We start from the raw sequence: 15430 nt of genomic DNA on the forward strand, positions 1-15430 counted from the left end.
CAATATGTCCTTTAATGATGTTGTAGTAGTTGGCCCGTTGGCCGTAGATATGAGCCAAAATAGTATTACGTTTAAGGATAAAAGTGCCTATTTGGGACCATTAAGAACCCATTTGTTGGGATATTTGTGTAAACATGTCAATCAAGTTGTGGGGAGAGACGACTTGTCTGATGCTGTGTGGGGGCGTAGTGTCTCAGACCATACAATTAACCAGCATATATCTCAGTTACGAAAAGTAATCACTACTTTGAACAATACTGAACTCACTATCGCTACCATTCCCAAAAAGGGTTACATAGCAAGATGTGAAGCAGTAGGTCAGCCAAACCGAGTAAAACCGGAGCTGGTTCAAAATCAAGCTAAAGCCTTGTTACTAAGTGATGCTGAGACCTGCCAGAAAATTCAAAACCTGAAGGCAGATGGCGAGTTAAAACAGTTAGAAATGTTCTCTAATGCTGGTTTGTTGCATGAGCGACTAATGAGCAACGAGTTCCAAGCTGTGATCATCGACACCGAGTTAGCTAATGCCGAAGGCTTAAAGCTAATTAAGGCAATTCGAACTGGCCAAACTTTAGCTAGCTCTGATATTGCTATTCTATCTTTAGCATCTGAAGCCACTAAGCAATTACTTGGTTTTAATGTATTGATGGACGTGCAAGGCTTAATCGTTCAGCCTGTTAACATTGAAGTATTGGAAAAACAAATCAAAACAGCCGTAGCAATGCGCTTTAAACTAAAGCCAAATGCCGCTTATGATCTTGTTCCTACTATGTTAAACAGCGCAGCTAGCGTAAACTTACAGTCTGCTTGTTTAAGTAACTAGACTGAAACTATGGAACTGACGATTCGCCGTTCATTGGACGGCGCATTTTTTATTGATTGCGGTGATGAACATCGGTGTTTTTCGATGTGGCTAGAGCGCGAATTGAATAAAGATCGTCAGTTTATTTCTTCCTTACTCGTCCGGCTGAACAATCTATCTGGCTTAGCAGAGCTACACATAGACAGTGATGAGTTCCGTTTCGTGGCCAATCTAGATGAAGTTAGCATCGAGGTTTCTCAAGACGATGCTTCAGATAATCCAGCGCTTTTGCAAGATGCCTTGAGTTTAGATGCGGCGCATAGTGCTTGCGGTTACGACGATTTTCTAGAATTGTTAAATTCTATCGAGACTTATTAACATGGTGCAAAATTAGCATCTGGCTCGAAAATGTTCTAAACCCTTCTTCAGCTCTTTTTATTCAGCCAATTCATTACTTTAACCCTAACTTATATGCGGGTTAACTGCCAAGTTGCTACATATTCTTCGCTAGCTGCACTTTATTAGTGCTGATAGAAATACCACTACCAAAATGTGAACCATGTTGGAGCGTTGTTAAAAAATATAGCACCATAATGGTGCGACTGTATTTGTTCTATTTTATGTTTTGTTTCTTAACCTATTGTTTTGTATCGCTAATTTTGTTTTGGCACAAGCCTTGTATTTTGTTATTCGAGAAAAGTTAATCGATGACTCTTTGGAGGAGCTCAAATGAAACTAATTAGCGCGATAATCAAGCCATTCAAATTGGATGACGTGCGTGAAGCCATCGCCGAAGTTGGCGTAGATGGTTTAACCGTATCTGAAGTTAAAGGTTTTGGTCGTCAAAAAGGTCACACCGAATTATATCGTGGTGCCGAGTACCAAGTTGACTTTCTACCTAAGGTAAAACTAGAGATTGCTACTAGCTCAGAAAATGTAGACCGCATTATTGAAGCTATTTCTAGTGCTGCTTACACCGGAAAAATCGGTGACGGTAAGATTTTTGTATACGACTTAAGCAACGTAGTACGTATTCGTACTGGCGAAATGGATGCAGAGGCTATCTAAGGGCAACCTTAGCAAGCTTAAAACAGGGATTACGGGGAAGTAATTATGGAAAACGAAATTTATCAACTGCAATATGCCATCGACACCTTCTACTTTTTGGTGTGTGGCGCATTAGTAATGTGGATGGCCGCTGGTTTCTCTATGCTAGAAGCTGGTTTAGTTCGCGCTAAAAACACCACAGAAATTCTTACTAAGAACATCGCTCTTTACTCTATCGCTTGTATCATGTACTTGATTTGTGGTTACTCAATCATGTACGACGGCGGTATCTTCTTATCAGGCATCGAAGCCTTTGACCTAGGTGGCGTATTAGCTTCTAAAGCTGAAGAAGGCTTTGAAGGCGGCAGCGTATACTCAGGTGCTTCTGACTTCTTCTTCCAAGTAGTATTCGTTGCAACTGCAATGTCTATTGTTTCGGGTGCAGTTGCTGAGCGTATGAAGCTTTGGGCATTCCTAATCTTCGCTGTAGTGCTAACTGGTTTCATCTACCCTCTAGAAGGTAGCTGGACATGGGGCGGTGCAGACGTATTCGGTCTATACAACCTAGGCGACCTTGGTTTCTCTGACTTCGCTGGTTCAGGTATTGTTCACTTAGCAGGTGCTGCAGCAGCATTAGCCGGTGTACTACTACTAGGTGCTCGTAAAGGTAAATACGGTAAAAACGGTTCTGTTAACCCAATTCCTGGTTCAAACATGCCGCTAGCTACTGTAGGTACTTTCATCTTATGGATGGGTTGGTTTGGCTTTAACGGCGGTTCTGTATTGAAACTTGCTGATGCTTCAAACGCTCACTCTGTTGCAATGGTATTCTTAAACACTAACGCTGCAGCTGCGGCTGGTGCAATCGCTGCACTACTAGTATGTAAGCTTACTTGGGGTAAAGCAGACCTAACAATGTTATTAAACGGCGCATTAGCTGGTCTAGTAGCGATTACTGCAGAACCTTCTACTCCTACTGCGCTTCAAGCCACTCTGTTTGGTGCTGTAGCTGGCGTATTGGTTGTAGCGTCTATCGTATTCTTCGATAAGATTAAGATTGATGATCCAGTAGGTGCTATCTCAGTTCACGGTGTAGTTGGTCTATTCGGTCTATTGATTGTTCCACTAACTAACGATGGTTCAAGCTTCTCTGGCCAAATCATCGGTGCATTAACTATCTTTGCATGGGTATTCGTAGCAAGCTTCATCGTATGGAGCATCCTAAAAGCTGTAATGGGTATCCGAGTTTCTGAAGAAGAAGAAATGAACGGTATGGACATTGCTGATTGTGGTATCGATGCATACCCAGAGTTCGTAACAGTTAAGTCTTCTAGCTAAGATTAAAAAGTAATAAAAAAGGCCCGCATTGCGGGCCTTTTTTTGTTTTAAAACATAGCGAAAGATGTTGTCCCATGTTAATCTAAAGTCAAATGATAACGATTTGCGTTTAACATATATTGAAGGACTCATTTGTGAATAAATCAGTATTCTCTTCATTAGTGGCCATGGTGGCTTCACTAGTGGTTGCCACTCCAGCCTTAGCTGCAGAAGAAGTAAACTTATACTCTTACCGCCAACAAAGCTTGTTACAACCTTTAACTGATGCGTTTACCGAAGAAACGGGCATTAAAGTGAATGTTGTGCATGCTGCTAAAGGTTTAGCTGAAAAGATCAAAGCGGCAGGCGAAAACAATCCTGCTGATTTAGTACTAACCGTTGATATCGGTCGTTTGGAAGAAGTGCGCGCTGCTGGTTTATTTGAAGCCGTTAACTCTCCAGTTATTGATGAAGTTGTTCCGGCTCACTTACGCCACCCAGATAACTTATGGTTTGCCTTAACCACACGCGCTCGAGTTATTTATGCTCATAAAGACCGCGTTAAAGAAGGCGAGCTTAATTCACTTAAAGACTTAGCCGATCCAAAGTGGCAAGGTCGTATTTGTACCCGTTCTGGTAAGCATGTTTACAACATCGGTTTAATTGCTTCAGTGATTGCAGAAGACGGTGAAGCTGCCGCAGAAACGTGGCTAAAAGGTCTAAAAGCTAACTTGGCACGCAAGCCACAGGGTAACGACCGCGCTCAAGCTAAAGCCATCTTCGAAGGCCAATGTGATTTAGCGATTGCTAACCGTTACTACATGGGCAAGATGTTCTACAACACTAAGAGCCCAGAGCAGCAAGAGTGGGCCGAGCAGATCCGCGTTGTATACTTAGACCAAGACATTGGCGGCCGTGGTCAACACATTAATATCTCTGGTGCTGGTTTATTGAAAACAGCTAAAAACAAAGACAATGCCATTAAGTTGTTAGAGTTCTTAGTTGGTGAAAAAGCTCAAGGTTTATACGCTACTGCTAACTACGAAGAACCAGTTCGTACCGGTATCAAAACTGATGAGTTTATTGAAAGCCTAGGTGATTTCAAAGCTGACCGTATTTCCTTACAAGAAGTGGCAGACCAACGTGCTGCAGCAGCACGCTTAGTTGACCGTGTTGGCTATGATATGTAAAGGTTGTTAAACTTGCTATTCTATTAGCAAGCGTCAATAAAGCTGGCCTTAGGTCAGCTTTATTAGTTTTCGGCTCTGTGCCGTTTTTTTATTTGGAAGCTATGAGCACTACCGCCAATTCTACTTCGCCTTTCTCGTTAGCTCGTTTACGCTTTGACCCTTGGGTATGGCTTGCCTTAGCAATTGCTGCCTTAGCCATTGTCCCTATTGCCACCATTTTGATGCTCTCATGGGCCGACAACCAAGAAATCTGGCAACACTTACTGGATACGGTATTTTGGATTTACGTTAAAAACACTTTAATGCTGTGTTTGGGCGTGGCTTTATTTACCAGTTTAATGGGTACCGGTGCGGCCTGGTTGGTCACGCGCTTTAATTTTCCCCTGAAATCGGTTTTGGTATGGGCGCTATTGCTACCCTTGGCGGTACCAAGTTACATTCTCGCCTTTGTTATTACTGACCAGCTTGAATACGCAGGTTTTGTGCAAAAAAGCTTGCGCGCTCTATTTGGCTGGCAAACCGCACGAGACTACTGGTTCCCGGAAATTCGCTCCATTCAGGGCGCCATTGCGGTATTGAGTTTAGTGCTGTATCCCTATGTGTATTTGTTAGCGCGAGCTGCTTTTGTAGAGCAAGCTGCACAGCTTTTTGAAATGAGCCGCTGCCTAGGCAAAAGTCAAACTCAGAGCTTTTTCAAAGTGGCATTGCCACTAGCGCGACCTGCCATTGTGGTTGGGGTTACATTAGCGCTTATGGAAACCATTAATGAATACGGTACGGTAGAGTTTTTTGCAGTGCCTACGTTAACCGCGGGAATATTTGATGTGTGGCTAAACATGAGCAGCCTTTCAGCCGCCGCTCAAATAGCTTTAATGCTGGTGAGTTTTTCTATCTTGCTGCTGGGTTTAGAGCGCTACAGCCGCAACGCTGGTAAGTTTTATAAGCTGACCGGTCAATCTCCCGCTATGTTTGCCGAACCGCTTTCGGGCTTTAAAGCGTGGCTAGCTACCGCTTTATGTTTGTTGCCTATTAGCCTTGGTTTCATCTTGCCTATCACGGTGTTAACTAATTATGCATTACGCAATTTAGACCAAGGATTAGAGCAGTACTTAAATAGTGCTTGGAACAGTTTTTCTCTGGCAATTATGGCCGCGTTACTAACAACGATTTTGGGGTTGTTGCTAGCCTACGGGGTCCGCTTATCTAAAAGCAACAAAATGCGTAGCATCGCCGAGGCTGCAACCTTGGGGTATGCCATCCCTGGTGCGGTGCTAGCAGTGGGCATTTTGTACCCGCTTGGTGTGTTTGATAATGCGGTTGATAGCGTAATGAAAGCCTGGTTTGATTATCCCACCGGCTTATTGCTCACTGGCACCGGTGGCGCCTTGGTATTAGCCTATTCGCTGCGTTTTATCGCTTTAAGCTATCGTACTCTTGACGCTAGCCTTACCAAAATCACTCCTGAAATGGATGACGCCTCACGTATTCTTGGCAGTCGTTCAGGTAAGACGCTATGGCGAATTCATCTCCCTTTAATACGACCAAGTGTGCTCACCGCCATGCTACTGGTGTTTGTAGACACCATGAAAGAGTTGCCTATCACCCTGATACTAAGGCCGTTTAATTTTGATACTTTATCTACCCAAGTATGGGATTTAGCCTCTTTAGAACAGCTTGAGCAAAGCGCTTTGGCTGCATTAACTATATTACTGGCGGGCATTATCCCGGTTATTATCATGAGTCGAAATATCGGTTCTTCTGAACGTCGCCCACAAGGACAATAAACCTGCAATGAGTATTGTTTTACGCAAAGTTAATCATTTTTACGGCGAACAACAGGCATTAAAAAATGTCAGCATTGAAGTGAGCGAAAATCAAATCGTTGCGCTATTGGGTCCATCGGGTTGTGGTAAAACCACACTGCTACGCCTTATCGCTGGTTTAGAGCGACTACAAAGTGGCGAGCTTTACTTGCAAGACAGGCTAGTGGCTGCGCCCAAGCAAGCGATTCATCTAGCACCAGAGCAACGAGCCATTGGCATGATGTTCCAAGACTATGCCTTATTCCCTCATATGAGTGTGCGTAAAAACATCGAGTATGGTTTACGTAAACAGCAAGATCTTGTTAAGCGGCGTAATTGGATTGAGGAAAGCCTAGATAATATGGGCATGCAAGGTTTGTTAGAACGCTTTCCGCATACCTTGTCGGGTGGCCAGCAGCAGCGGGTAGCTCTACTTCGTGCCTTAGCTCCAGAGCCAAGCACTTTACTGTTAGATGAACCTTTCTCCGCGCTTGATGAGCATCTTCGTCAGCAAGTACGTGAAGAAACCCTTGATGTACTGAAGAAAACCAATACCCCTGCGGTAATGGTGACCCACGATCCATTAGAAGCAATGTTTATCGCCGACAAAATTGTAGTGATGGAAAAGGGGGAGATTGTGCAAAATGCTAGCCCTCAAGAAATTTACAATAATCCGAAAAACGCCTTTGTGGCAGCGTTATTTGGCCCTAGCAATCGCTTTGAAGTGGAAGTTGAAGGGCACAAAGTTAACACGCCACTTGGGGCGTTTGCTGCAGCTGACATCGAAGATCAGCAGATGGCAGAGATTATTGTGCGGGCTAAAGATATCGTAGTACACCAGCTCGAAAACAAAGACCAGATAGAAGCTACAGTGATATCAGTGCATGCAATGGGAAATGAAACCCACTTTAGATTGCAGCTAAGCAATATGCCTGAGCGAGTGATTCATGCGCGTATGCGCGATCATTGGCAGGCGAGTGCTGGCACAAAAGTGTGGTTATCGGTAGATGGGGATGCGGCATTTGTCTTCCCTAAAGCATCGCTTTAGGGAAGCTAATTAGGCTTCGTTAGCCAACCTCGAAGAGTTCTTTCACTGACTGGAAGACATCGGCAATATCTACTTGGCGAGTAGGGGTGATAAAAATCGTGTCATCACCAGCAATGGTGCCAAGAATACCCTCAGCTTTGCCTAATGAATCTAACAAACGGGCTATTAGTTGAGCTGCGCCGGGGCTGGTGTGGATAACGATGAGAGCGTCATTGAAATCCATTTCTAATACTAAGATTTTTAGTTGGCTAGAAACGGTTGGAACCCCTAATTCTGCCGGCAAGCAGTAAACCATTTCCATTTTTGCGTTACGAGTACGCACTGCGCCAAACTTACTTAGCATGCGTGACACTTTCGATTGATTAATGTTTTCGAAACCTTGCTCTTGCAGGGCGGTCACTATTTCGGCTTGCGAGCCAAATCGTTCCTCTTTTAATAGTGATTTAAAGGCTTTTATTAACTGTTCTTGTTTATCGCTATATTTCATCGGTGATCCGAGCTTATAAATCCGTTGCCATTGTCGCCAACTTTTTACTCTAATTCAACTTTATTCTAGTTTTATGCATATAAATGCATACTCTGACACAGAATTATTATTGCATTTAATAACAATTAGTTGTGAGCCTTTGCTAAGCTGAATTATGATAACCCCATCCGACTCGATGAGTAGTTGATTATGTGGATTAAACTTTTCATTCTTTTTCCTGTTTTTGTGTTTAGTTCAGCCTTTGCTGAAGATAAACCCTTACGAATTGTTACCGAAGCCTCTTACCCACCATTTGAAGCCTTTGACGAGCAAAAGCAATTAGTAGGTTTTGATATCGAACTAGCCAAAGCGGTGTGTATACAAATAAACAGAGAATGTGAGTTTTACCATCAGCCTTTTGACAGTTTGCTGACGAGTGTTGCGGCAGGGCACTATAACTTGGCGATTTCAGCTTTAGATATCACCGAGCAGCGAAAACAGTTAGTTAATTTTAGCGATGCGTATTTTGACAATATGGCGGTATATATAACTAGCTCTGACCAAGCCTTGGCTAATAACGCTGTTGTGGCAGTGCAAAGCGGTTCCAGCTTTATGCGTTTTTTACGTGAGCAACGACCAGATATTTTGTCGATTGCTTACCCCAGTTATCAATTGGCACTTAATGATTTAGAACAAACGAAAATAGATGCGGTGTTTTTGGATGCCGCTGCTGCGCATTACTGGTTAGCGAGTCATCCCAACTTTGTTACTCAAGTGGATGAAAGCTATCCTGCTAGTGGTTTGGGTATGGCTGTTTCCAAGCAAGACGAAGACCTGCTGAATCAAATCAACCATGCGCTTAAAGTGTTAAAAAATAATGGCACTTACCAAACAATATATCAGTCCTTTTTTAACTAACAAATACTGTTAGACCAAGGTCTTAAGCCATATTGTTAAAGTGTGATTAAGGCAACCTTTTCCTGTTTTAAACTTGCTTTAAAAATGTTGCTAAATTGTATTTTGAGGCGGATTCCGTTATCTTGTCAGCTGTCTCTATAGACATCCCCTCTACAACTACAAAAAGCATGGAGAAGTTTGATGAAAGTTGCCGTATTAGGTGCTGCAGGCGGAATTGGCCAAGCCCTTTCATTACTATTAAAAACTCAGTTACCCGCTGGTTCTGAACTTTCGCTTTACGACATCGCCCCAGTAACACCAGGTGTTGCTGTAGATTTGAGCCACATCCCTACACAAGTGGCCATTAAAGGATTTGCAGGCGAAGACCCAAGCCCGGCCCTAGAAGGTGCCGATATTGTTCTTATTTCAGCTGGTGTGGCGCGTAAGCCAGGTATGGATCGTTCAGATCTATTCAACATCAATGCTGGTATTGTTAAAAACCTTATCGAAAAAGTTGCTGTTACTTGCCCTAAAGCGTGTATCGGCATTATCACTAACCCTGTTAATACTACTGTGCCAATTGCTGCAGAAGTATTGAAAAAAGCCGGTGTATACGATCCAGCTAAATTGTTTGGTGTAACTACACTTGACGTAATCCGCTCTGAAACATTTATTGCTGAAGCAAAAGGCTTAAACCCTGCCGACATTAACTTAAACGTTATTGGTGGCCACAGTGGTGTAACTATCTTGCCATTGTTATCTCAGCTAGATGGTATTTCATTCACCGATGAAGAGATTGCCGCGATGACCACGCGCATTCAAAACGCCGGTACTGAAGTAGTTGAAGCTAAAGCGGGTGGCGGCAGCGCTACACTTTCTATGGGCCAAGCAGCTGCACGTTTCTGTTTGTCTTTAGTTAAAGCCGCTCAAGGCGAAGACGTAATTGAGTGTGCCTACGTTGATGGCGGCAGTGAACATGCTAAGTTCTTTGCTCAACCAGTGCGTTTGGGCCCTCAAGGTGTTGCTGAAATCTTACCTTACGGTGAGATTAGCGCATTTGAGAAAGCTGCAATTGACGGCATGTTAGACACCTTACACGGTGACATCGATAAAGGCGTAGAATTTGTTTAATTACAAATTTTAAATCCTAATAAGGAGTGCAATGCACTCCTTTTTTGTGTCCGCATGTTGTCGAAGTACCCAACTAAGCTAGGCTTGGGATAATAAATGGTTTCTGACGGCCTCTTTTACTTATTTCGGTGTTTTAAGCTACTTGCAATAAGCTAGCTATTGGCGAGCAGCTTCGCCTTGAACTAAGCAAACCTATCTCGCGAGAAACATGAAGCGAGATTGAGTACTGGCTTGCAGAGTTATCGTCACTTCCTTATCCCGAGTTAAAGTTAAATATAAAGCTGTTGTTGCCCACTTATTTGCGCTGCAATACTTGAGCTAAACTAATCTTAAACAAGCTTCAAAGCTAGCGTTAGCGTAGAAATGGCCATTTAGATTATCAGAGATAAAAGTGGCTTTAGTTTTTTTGCATGATGCCGATAGCTTAAGTGTTAAGACGATAGGAACGGCTATGAATAAGCAGATCATTTCACTACTTCTTGCTGCGGGAATAAGTTCAGCGGCCTTTGCAGAATCTATTGATGCCTTGTCAGTGGATGATGAATTAGATACGCCAGCACAGCAAGCTGAGCCGGTTACTATTGATCCTACCGAGTACACTAGTCCATCAGATATTGAAGCGGTTCAGCTTTATAAGCAAGACGAGTTAATCACTTGGATTAACAACAATCAGCACCTTGCTCGGGTGAAAGCAGACGATTGCCAGTTAGTTGAAGATATTGAGGCACGGGCCGAAAAAGTCGCGATTCCCGCCTATCAGTTTTTATGGGGCGATATGCTGGCATGGGGAGTCTGTGTTGATTCAAATCCTGAGCTTGGCGTCATGTATATGTGGCGAGCGGCTAATCAAGGGTTAGCAGCTGCCATGGAGCAGCTAGGTCGCTATTACGCAACGGGTACCTTAGTTCAGCAAGATTACGCCAAAGCTATTCCACTATTACGTGAAGCAGCAGGACAAGGTTTTCTACCTGCTCAGTTGCGCTTAGTGTCACTCTATGTGGAAGGCAAAGGCAGCCCTTACGATTATGAAGATGCCTATCGCTGGTTACATCATTCAATCATTGCCGACAAACAAACTCACCGTGAAGCCAGCCAATTATTGGCTGCTCTCGCTAGCAAAATGCCTGAATATGTAGTGGTTAAAGCTAAAGCAAGCAACCAACCCTACTAAAGCCACGCGCAAAGCATTAACATAGAGCTATTCTTGAAGAGTGTACTTTTTATTGCTCAACTTAGTAGGTTAGTTAATGCAAAATCAGGCTGTGTCGGCCACACTAAAATCGACCTTACTCGCTGCCTTAACAGAAGAAATGGCCCCCGTTTCTAAAGACTGGCTCAAAGCCTTGTGTAGTGAAGAACAACGTAGCCAATTCTCGGCAAGTCTTGCTGAGTTGCTTGATGAAGGTGCTTTGGTGACTACGCGGATTGGTGCTTATACCTTACCTGAGCGTTTAGGCTTGGTGACCGGAACCGTTATTGGTCATCGTGATGGTTTTGGTTTCTTAAAAACCACCCAAGAAGGCACCGATTTATTCTTACCCGCAAAAGAAATGCGTAAGGTCTTTCATAACGATTTTGTGTTGGCTGCGCCATCTAGCATGGATAAGCGTGGTCGCCGTGAAGGCCAAGTCATTCGTGTATTAAAACCAGGTAAATTAGAGTTAGTGGGGCGCTTTTTTGTTGAGGGCAATCACCGCTATGTCGTGCCGGACGATTCTCGAATTAACCAAGATATTCTCATTGGCAAAAATGACACAGCGGGTGCTCGTCAAGGCCAAGTGGTAGTGATTGAAGTGCTTAGTCGCCCTTCGGCTCCCAAGCTAGCTGTAGGTAAAGTGATTGATATTCTCGGTGAGAAAATGGCACCGGGCATGGAAGTGCAAGTTGCTTTGCGTAATCACGATATTCCACATGAGTGGCCAAAAGCGGTCACTAAAGCCGTTAGTAAGCTTGAAGAAGATGTGGATGACGCGGCTAAACAAAACCGCGTTGATTTGCGTGAGCTACCATTGGTTACCATTGATGGTGAAGATGCTCGTGATTTTGATGATGCAGTATTTTGTGAAGCCAAAAAGTCTGGTGGCTGGCGTTTATGGGTAGCTATCGCAGATGTGTCTTATTACGTACGTCCCGATGCAGCACTCGATAAAGAAGCGCTAAATCGTGGTAACTCGGTGTATTTTCCAGACCAAGTTATCCCTATGTTGCCAGAGCAACTCTCCAATGGATTGTGTTCACTTAACCCAAAAGTAGACCGTTTATGTATGGTGGCAGAGATGACAATTTCCGCTGCTGGCCGTTTATCGGGTTATAAATTTTATGAAGCGGTAATGCACTCACATGCGCGATTTACCTATAACAAAGTGGCGGCGATTCTGGATGGTGATGAAGCTTTAGCCCAGCGCTACGCCGAGCAAGTTCCGCACTTGCAAGAGTTACATCGCTTATACAGTGCTTTAAAAGTAAGCCGTGCCCAGCGCGGTGGTATTGAGCTAGAAACGCAAGAAACCCGTTTTATCTTTAATGCCCAGCGCAAAATTGAGCAAATTGTTCCGCTAACCCGTAATGATGCACACAAAATGATTGAAGAGTGCATGATTCAGGCAAACGTGGCAGCGGCTAAGTTTGTAGAAAAGCATCAGCAAGCCATTTTATATCGGGTGCACGATCGCCCCGGTAAAGAGCGTTTGACTAGTTTTAGAGGTTTCCTGAACGAGTTAGGCCTGCCATTAGGCGGAGGCGAAGAGCCACAGCCGAGTGACTACTTTAAATTAGTTGAAACCATTCAAGAGCGACCTGATCTTGAGCTGATTCAAACCATGTTATTGCGCTCTATGATGCAAGCGGTCTACCAACCCGACAACATTGGCCACTTTGGTTTAGCGCTTAAATCTTATGCGCACTTTACTTCACCTATTCGTCGTTACCCAGACTTGTTATTGCACCGAGTGATTAAGTTTCTAGTTAATAAGTTAGAAGCTGAGGCCGCCGGCAAAACCGTTAAAAACAAATGGACGGTTACCGGTGGTTACTCTTATCAAGATGATGAAATGGATAAGTTTGGCGAAGTGTGTTCAATGACCGAACGTCGCGCCGATGATGCCACCCGCGAAGTATCCGACAGTCTTAAATGTGAATACATGCAAGATCATGTGGGCACCGTGTTACCTGCAACCATTGCTGCAGTCACCGGTTTTGGCTTTTTTGCCCGCTTGGATGAGTTTCATATTGATGGGTTAGTACATATCAACTCTTTACGTGGCGACTATTATCATTATGATGCCGCTCGTCAGATCTTGGTGGGAGAGAAAACCGGAAAGCGCTTCAGAATAGGTGATGCGGTTACAGTTAAAGTAGCCTCGGTAAACATGGCCGATCGTAAAATGGAATTTGTCATCGTTAATAAAGATGGTCAGGCAGACGAATTTGACCGCCCAGAGCGAACTGGCAAAGATGGCGGTCGCGGCAAACGCTTTGCTAAATCAACCGGGGATTCCGAACGCTCTAGGGATGGTAAAAAGAAACAACGCCATCGCGATAGTAAAAATAAAGGTAAACGCCGCGTCACTGCTAAATCGAAGAGCAATGAGAGTAGCAGCGAGAACAAAGGTGGCTTTAGCCCTTGGCAGCAACGTGATCCTGCGGCTAAAAAGGCAAAATCAAATAATGAGGCTAATGCCAAAACGCGCAAAAAGCCTAAAAAGAAACGTAAGCAGCGCCCTGGTAAACAAGAGCGTAACGCTGTTAAACAACAGAAGAATTAAACATGAGCCAACAAGTTATTTATGGTTTGCACGCAGTGCAAGCTTTGCTAGAGCGCAGCCCCGAGCGAATTATTGAAGTGTATGCCTTAAAAGGGCGTCAAGATGAGCGTTTATTACCCTTGCTGAATGAGTTGCGTCGTTTGGGCGCTTCGGTTCAGTTTATGCCACGTAAAGCCCTAGACGACAAAGCCGAAAGTTCGCAACACCAAGGCATTGTGGCGCGAGTAAAAGCAGGTCGTGGTTATAACGAAAATGATTTAAAGCAGCTGGTTGAATCTAGCTCGGCTCCGCTGTTTTTGGTATTAGATGGAGTAACCGACCCACATAACTTAGGGGCATGTTTACGTAATGCCGATGCTGCCGGCGTGGCGGGGGTAATTGTGCCAAAAGATAAATCGGTTCAATTAAATGCCACTGTGCGCAAAGTAGCCTGCGGCGCGGCCGAAACCGTACCTCTAGTAGTGGTAACTAACCTTGCTAGAACACTGCGCGAACTGCAGCAGCTAGGCGTGTGGGTAGTTGGCACGGCGGGTGAGGCCGAACAGTTTATCTACGACAGCAAATTACAGGGTCCAATGGCGATTGTGATGGGCGCTGAGGGCAGCGGGATGCGCCGCTTAACGCGTGAAACCTGCGATGAACTAGTGAAGTTGCCAATGCTAGGTGCAGTATCAAGTTTAAACGTATCGGTTGCAGCAGGAATCTGTCTGTTTGAAGCGGTGCGCCAGCGCCGTTAATACCCAATTTACCCTGCCAGAAATACTGAGTTACTAGCCTCTGCGTGGAATATCATTCAGAGGCTTTAATTTAGCTTGATTAAATTCTCGCCTTCACATAAAATCAGCGCCCCTAAAACAGCCATTTTACTTTTAGTTCCTTGCCTCTTCGGTTCGGCTGTACCATGAACGAGGCTATAACCCGTAGGGAGCAATCATGCGTCATTACGAAATCGTATTCATGGTCCACCCAGACCAGAGCGAACAAGTTCCAGGTATGATCGAGCGTTACTCAGCAGTTATCACAGATAACGGCGGTAGCATCCATCGCTTGGAAGATTGGGGCCGCCGTCAATTGGCTTACCCAATCGAAAAATTGCACAAAGCCCACTATGTTCTTTTGAACATCGAAGCTAGCGCAGAAGTTGTTGATGAATTGGAAACTGCTTTCCGTTTCAACGATGCTGTTATCCGTAACATGATCATGCGCACTAAGTCTGCTGTTACAGAGATCTCTCCAATTGCTAAAGCTAAAGATGAGCGTCCAGCTCGTCGTGACGAAGAGCGTCCAGCTCGTCGTGAAGAAGCAGCACCAGCAGCTGAAGAAGCTCCAGCAGTAGAAGCTAAAGAAGAGTCAGCTAGCGAAGAATAAGACCTTATGTCTGAAAATAGGTTGGTTTTGCAGGGGCGAGTATTACGCGCACCAAAACGCTCTACCAGTCCGGCCGGTGTTGCACATTGCCAATTTTGGCTAGAGCATCGTTCGCAGCAACAAGAAGCTGGATTTTCTCGCCAAGCCTATTGCCAAATAGCAGTAGTTGCCAGTGGCGATATTTTGAAGCAAGATTCATCGCATATAAGTATGGGGTGTGAAGTAAGAGTAAGTGGTTTTATAAATAGCCACAAAGCGGCCAACGGTTCATATCGATTGGTACTTCATGCTTCTGAAATTGATTTGTTATCACGAGGATAATGTTATGGCACGTTTTTTCCGTCGTCGTAAATTCTGCCGCTTTTCAGCGGAAGGTGTTGTTGAGATCGATTATAAAGATACAGCAACATTAAAAAACTACATCACTGAAAGTGGTAAAATTGTACCTAGTCGTATTACTGGTACAAGCGCTAAATACCAACGTCAACTTGCACGCGCTATTAAACGTGCTCGTTACCTGGCTCTATTGCCATACACTGATTTACATAAGTAAATCGGCGTTTGCAACTAGCCTAACTCAATCGAATTAATCGAGGAA

The 15430-nt window shown here is 44.2% G+C and carries 16 protein-coding genes; 15 read left to right on the forward strand and 1 reads right to left on the reverse strand.

Going from position 1 to position 15430, the window contains the following annotated elements:
• The first annotated feature begins 4 nt into the window (after positions 1 to 4).
• From K5620_RS03455 to K5620_RS03485, 7 genes are all read left to right on the forward strand, one after another.
• Complete coding sequence (locus K5620_RS03455) at positions 5 to 823, forward strand: winged helix-turn-helix domain-containing protein (RefSeq protein WP_040306935.1); 819 nt, start codon at positions 5 to 7, stop codon at positions 821 to 823.
• 9 nt (positions 824 to 832) lie between these two features.
• On the forward strand, positions 833 to 1180 hold the full coding sequence (locus K5620_RS03460; protein WP_221077441.1) for a YacL family protein: 348 nt from the start codon (positions 833 to 835) through the stop codon (positions 1178 to 1180).
• A 351-nt stretch (positions 1181 to 1531) separates the two neighbouring features.
• Positions 1532 to 1870: a P-II family nitrogen regulator gene (locus tag K5620_RS03465; protein WP_016400812.1), complete on the forward strand. Its 339-nt coding sequence runs from the start codon at positions 1532 to 1534 to the stop codon at positions 1868 to 1870.
• Positions 1871 to 1915: 45 nt separating this feature from the next.
• Complete coding sequence (locus tag K5620_RS03470; RefSeq protein WP_016400813.1) at positions 1916 to 3187, forward strand: ammonium transporter; 1272 nt, start codon at positions 1916 to 1918, stop codon at positions 3185 to 3187.
• 134 nt (positions 3188 to 3321) lie between these two features.
• Positions 3322 to 4356 carry a Fe(3+) ABC transporter substrate-binding protein gene (locus K5620_RS03475; RefSeq protein ID WP_016400814.1) on the forward strand — a complete coding sequence of 345 codons (1035 nt, stop codon included), beginning with the start codon at positions 3322 to 3324 and terminating at the stop codon, positions 4354 to 4356.
• Positions 4357 to 4457: 101 nt separating this feature from the next.
• Positions 4458 to 6140, forward strand: coding sequence for an ABC transporter permease (locus K5620_RS03480; RefSeq protein WP_016400815.1), 1683 nt, complete (start codon positions 4458 to 4460; stop codon positions 6138 to 6140).
• Positions 6141 to 6147: 7 nt separating this feature from the next.
• Positions 6148 to 7206 carry an ABC transporter ATP-binding protein gene (locus tag K5620_RS03485; RefSeq protein ID WP_016400816.1) on the forward strand — a complete coding sequence of 353 codons (1059 nt, stop codon included), beginning with the start codon at positions 6148 to 6150 and terminating at the stop codon, positions 7204 to 7206.
• 19 nt (positions 7207 to 7225) lie between these two features.
• Here K5620_RS03485 and argR read toward each other — a convergent pair whose 3' ends face one another.
• Positions 7226 to 7693, reverse strand: coding sequence for a transcriptional regulator ArgR (argR, locus tag K5620_RS03490; RefSeq protein ID WP_016400817.1), 468 nt, complete (start codon positions 7691 to 7693; stop codon positions 7226 to 7228).
• A 189-nt stretch (positions 7694 to 7882) separates the two neighbouring features.
• On the opposite strand from argR, the gene K5620_RS03495 reads away from it, so the two are divergent.
• The 8 genes from K5620_RS03495 (at position 7883) to rpsR (ending at position 15385) form a co-directional block, all read left to right on the forward strand.
• Positions 7883 to 8590: a transporter substrate-binding domain-containing protein gene (locus K5620_RS03495; protein ID WP_016400818.1), complete on the forward strand. Its 708-nt coding sequence runs from the start codon at positions 7883 to 7885 to the stop codon at positions 8588 to 8590.
• 180 nt (positions 8591 to 8770) lie between these two features.
• The gene (mdh, locus tag K5620_RS03500; protein WP_016400819.1) at positions 8771 to 9700 is read left to right on the forward strand and encodes a malate dehydrogenase; all 930 of its coding nucleotides are present in this window, start codon (positions 8771 to 8773) and stop codon (positions 9698 to 9700) included.
• 451 nt (positions 9701 to 10151) lie between these two features.
• Positions 10152 to 10871 (forward strand): tetratricopeptide repeat protein, encoded by a 720-nt coding sequence (locus tag K5620_RS03505; protein ID WP_016400820.1) that lies wholly within the window; start codon positions 10152 to 10154, stop codon positions 10869 to 10871.
• A 76-nt stretch (positions 10872 to 10947) separates the two neighbouring features.
• Entirely contained in the window at positions 10948 to 13464 is a 2517-nt protein-coding gene (gene rnr, locus K5620_RS03510) for a ribonuclease R (RefSeq protein ID WP_016400821.1), read from the forward strand.
• Positions 13465 to 13466: 2 nt separating this feature from the next.
• The gene (gene rlmB, locus K5620_RS03515) at positions 13467 to 14201 is read left to right on the forward strand and encodes a 23S rRNA (guanosine(2251)-2'-O)-methyltransferase RlmB (protein WP_016400822.1); all 735 of its coding nucleotides are present in this window, start codon (positions 13467 to 13469) and stop codon (positions 14199 to 14201) included.
• Positions 14202 to 14397: 196 nt separating this feature from the next.
• Positions 14398 to 14832 (forward strand): 30S ribosomal protein S6, encoded by a 435-nt coding sequence (gene rpsF / locus K5620_RS03520; protein ID WP_016400823.1) that lies wholly within the window; start codon positions 14398 to 14400, stop codon positions 14830 to 14832.
• A 6-nt stretch (positions 14833 to 14838) separates the two neighbouring features.
• Positions 14839 to 15153 (forward strand): primosomal replication protein N, encoded by a 315-nt coding sequence (priB, locus tag K5620_RS03525; protein ID WP_040306936.1) that lies wholly within the window; start codon positions 14839 to 14841, stop codon positions 15151 to 15153.
• Between the two features lie 4 nt (positions 15154 to 15157).
• On the forward strand, positions 15158 to 15385 hold the full coding sequence (gene rpsR, locus K5620_RS03530) for a 30S ribosomal protein S18 (RefSeq protein ID WP_016400825.1): 228 nt from the start codon (positions 15158 to 15160) through the stop codon (positions 15383 to 15385).
• Positions 15386 to 15430: the final 45 nt, after the last annotated feature.

It is taken from the genome of Agarivorans albus, assembly GCF_019670105.1.
Classification (GTDB): Bacteria; Pseudomonadota; Gammaproteobacteria; order Enterobacterales; family Celerinatantimonadaceae; genus Agarivorans; species Agarivorans albus.

Bases quoted from the DNA above. Each gene is read 5' to 3' on its own strand.
- priB (WP_040306936.1), top strand. From the start codon at position 14,839: ATGTCTGAAAATAGGTTGGTTTTGCAGGGGCGAGTATTACGCGCACCA.
- mdh (WP_016400819.1), top strand. From the start codon at position 8,771: ATGAAAGTTGCCGTATTAGGTGCTGCAGGCGGAATTGGCCAAGCCCTT.
- rnr (WP_016400821.1), top strand. From the start codon at position 10,948: ATGCAAAATCAGGCTGTGTCGGCCACACTAAAATCGACCTTACTCGCT.
- rpsR (WP_016400825.1), top strand. From the start codon at position 15,158: ATGGCACGTTTTTTCCGTCGTCGTAAATTCTGCCGCTTTTCAGCGGAA.
- rlmB (WP_016400822.1), top strand. From the start codon at position 13,467: ATGAGCCAACAAGTTATTTATGGTTTGCACGCAGTGCAAGCTTTGCTA.
- K5620_RS03470 (WP_016400813.1), top strand. From the start codon at position 1,916: ATGGAAAACGAAATTTATCAACTGCAATATGCCATCGACACCTTCTAC.
- K5620_RS03455 (WP_040306935.1), top strand. From the start codon at position 5: ATGTCCTTTAATGATGTTGTAGTAGTTGGCCCGTTGGCCGTAGATATG.
- K5620_RS03465 (WP_016400812.1), top strand. From the start codon at position 1,532: ATGAAACTAATTAGCGCGATAATCAAGCCATTCAAATTGGATGACGTG.
- argR (WP_016400817.1), bottom strand. From the start codon at position 7,693: ATGAAATATAGCGATAAACAAGAACAGTTAATAAAAGCCTTTAAATCA.
- K5620_RS03495 (WP_016400818.1), top strand. From the start codon at position 7,883: ATGTGGATTAAACTTTTCATTCTTTTTCCTGTTTTTGTGTTTAGTTCA.
- K5620_RS03480 (WP_016400815.1), top strand. From the start codon at position 4,458: ATGAGCACTACCGCCAATTCTACTTCGCCTTTCTCGTTAGCTCGTTTA.
- rpsF (WP_016400823.1), top strand. From the start codon at position 14,398: ATGCGTCATTACGAAATCGTATTCATGGTCCACCCAGACCAGAGCGAA.
- K5620_RS03460 (WP_221077441.1), top strand. From the start codon at position 833: ATGGAACTGACGATTCGCCGTTCATTGGACGGCGCATTTTTTATTGAT.
- K5620_RS03505 (WP_016400820.1), top strand. From the start codon at position 10,152: ATGAATAAGCAGATCATTTCACTACTTCTTGCTGCGGGAATAAGTTCA.
- K5620_RS03485 (WP_016400816.1), top strand. From the start codon at position 6,148: ATGAGTATTGTTTTACGCAAAGTTAATCATTTTTACGGCGAACAACAG.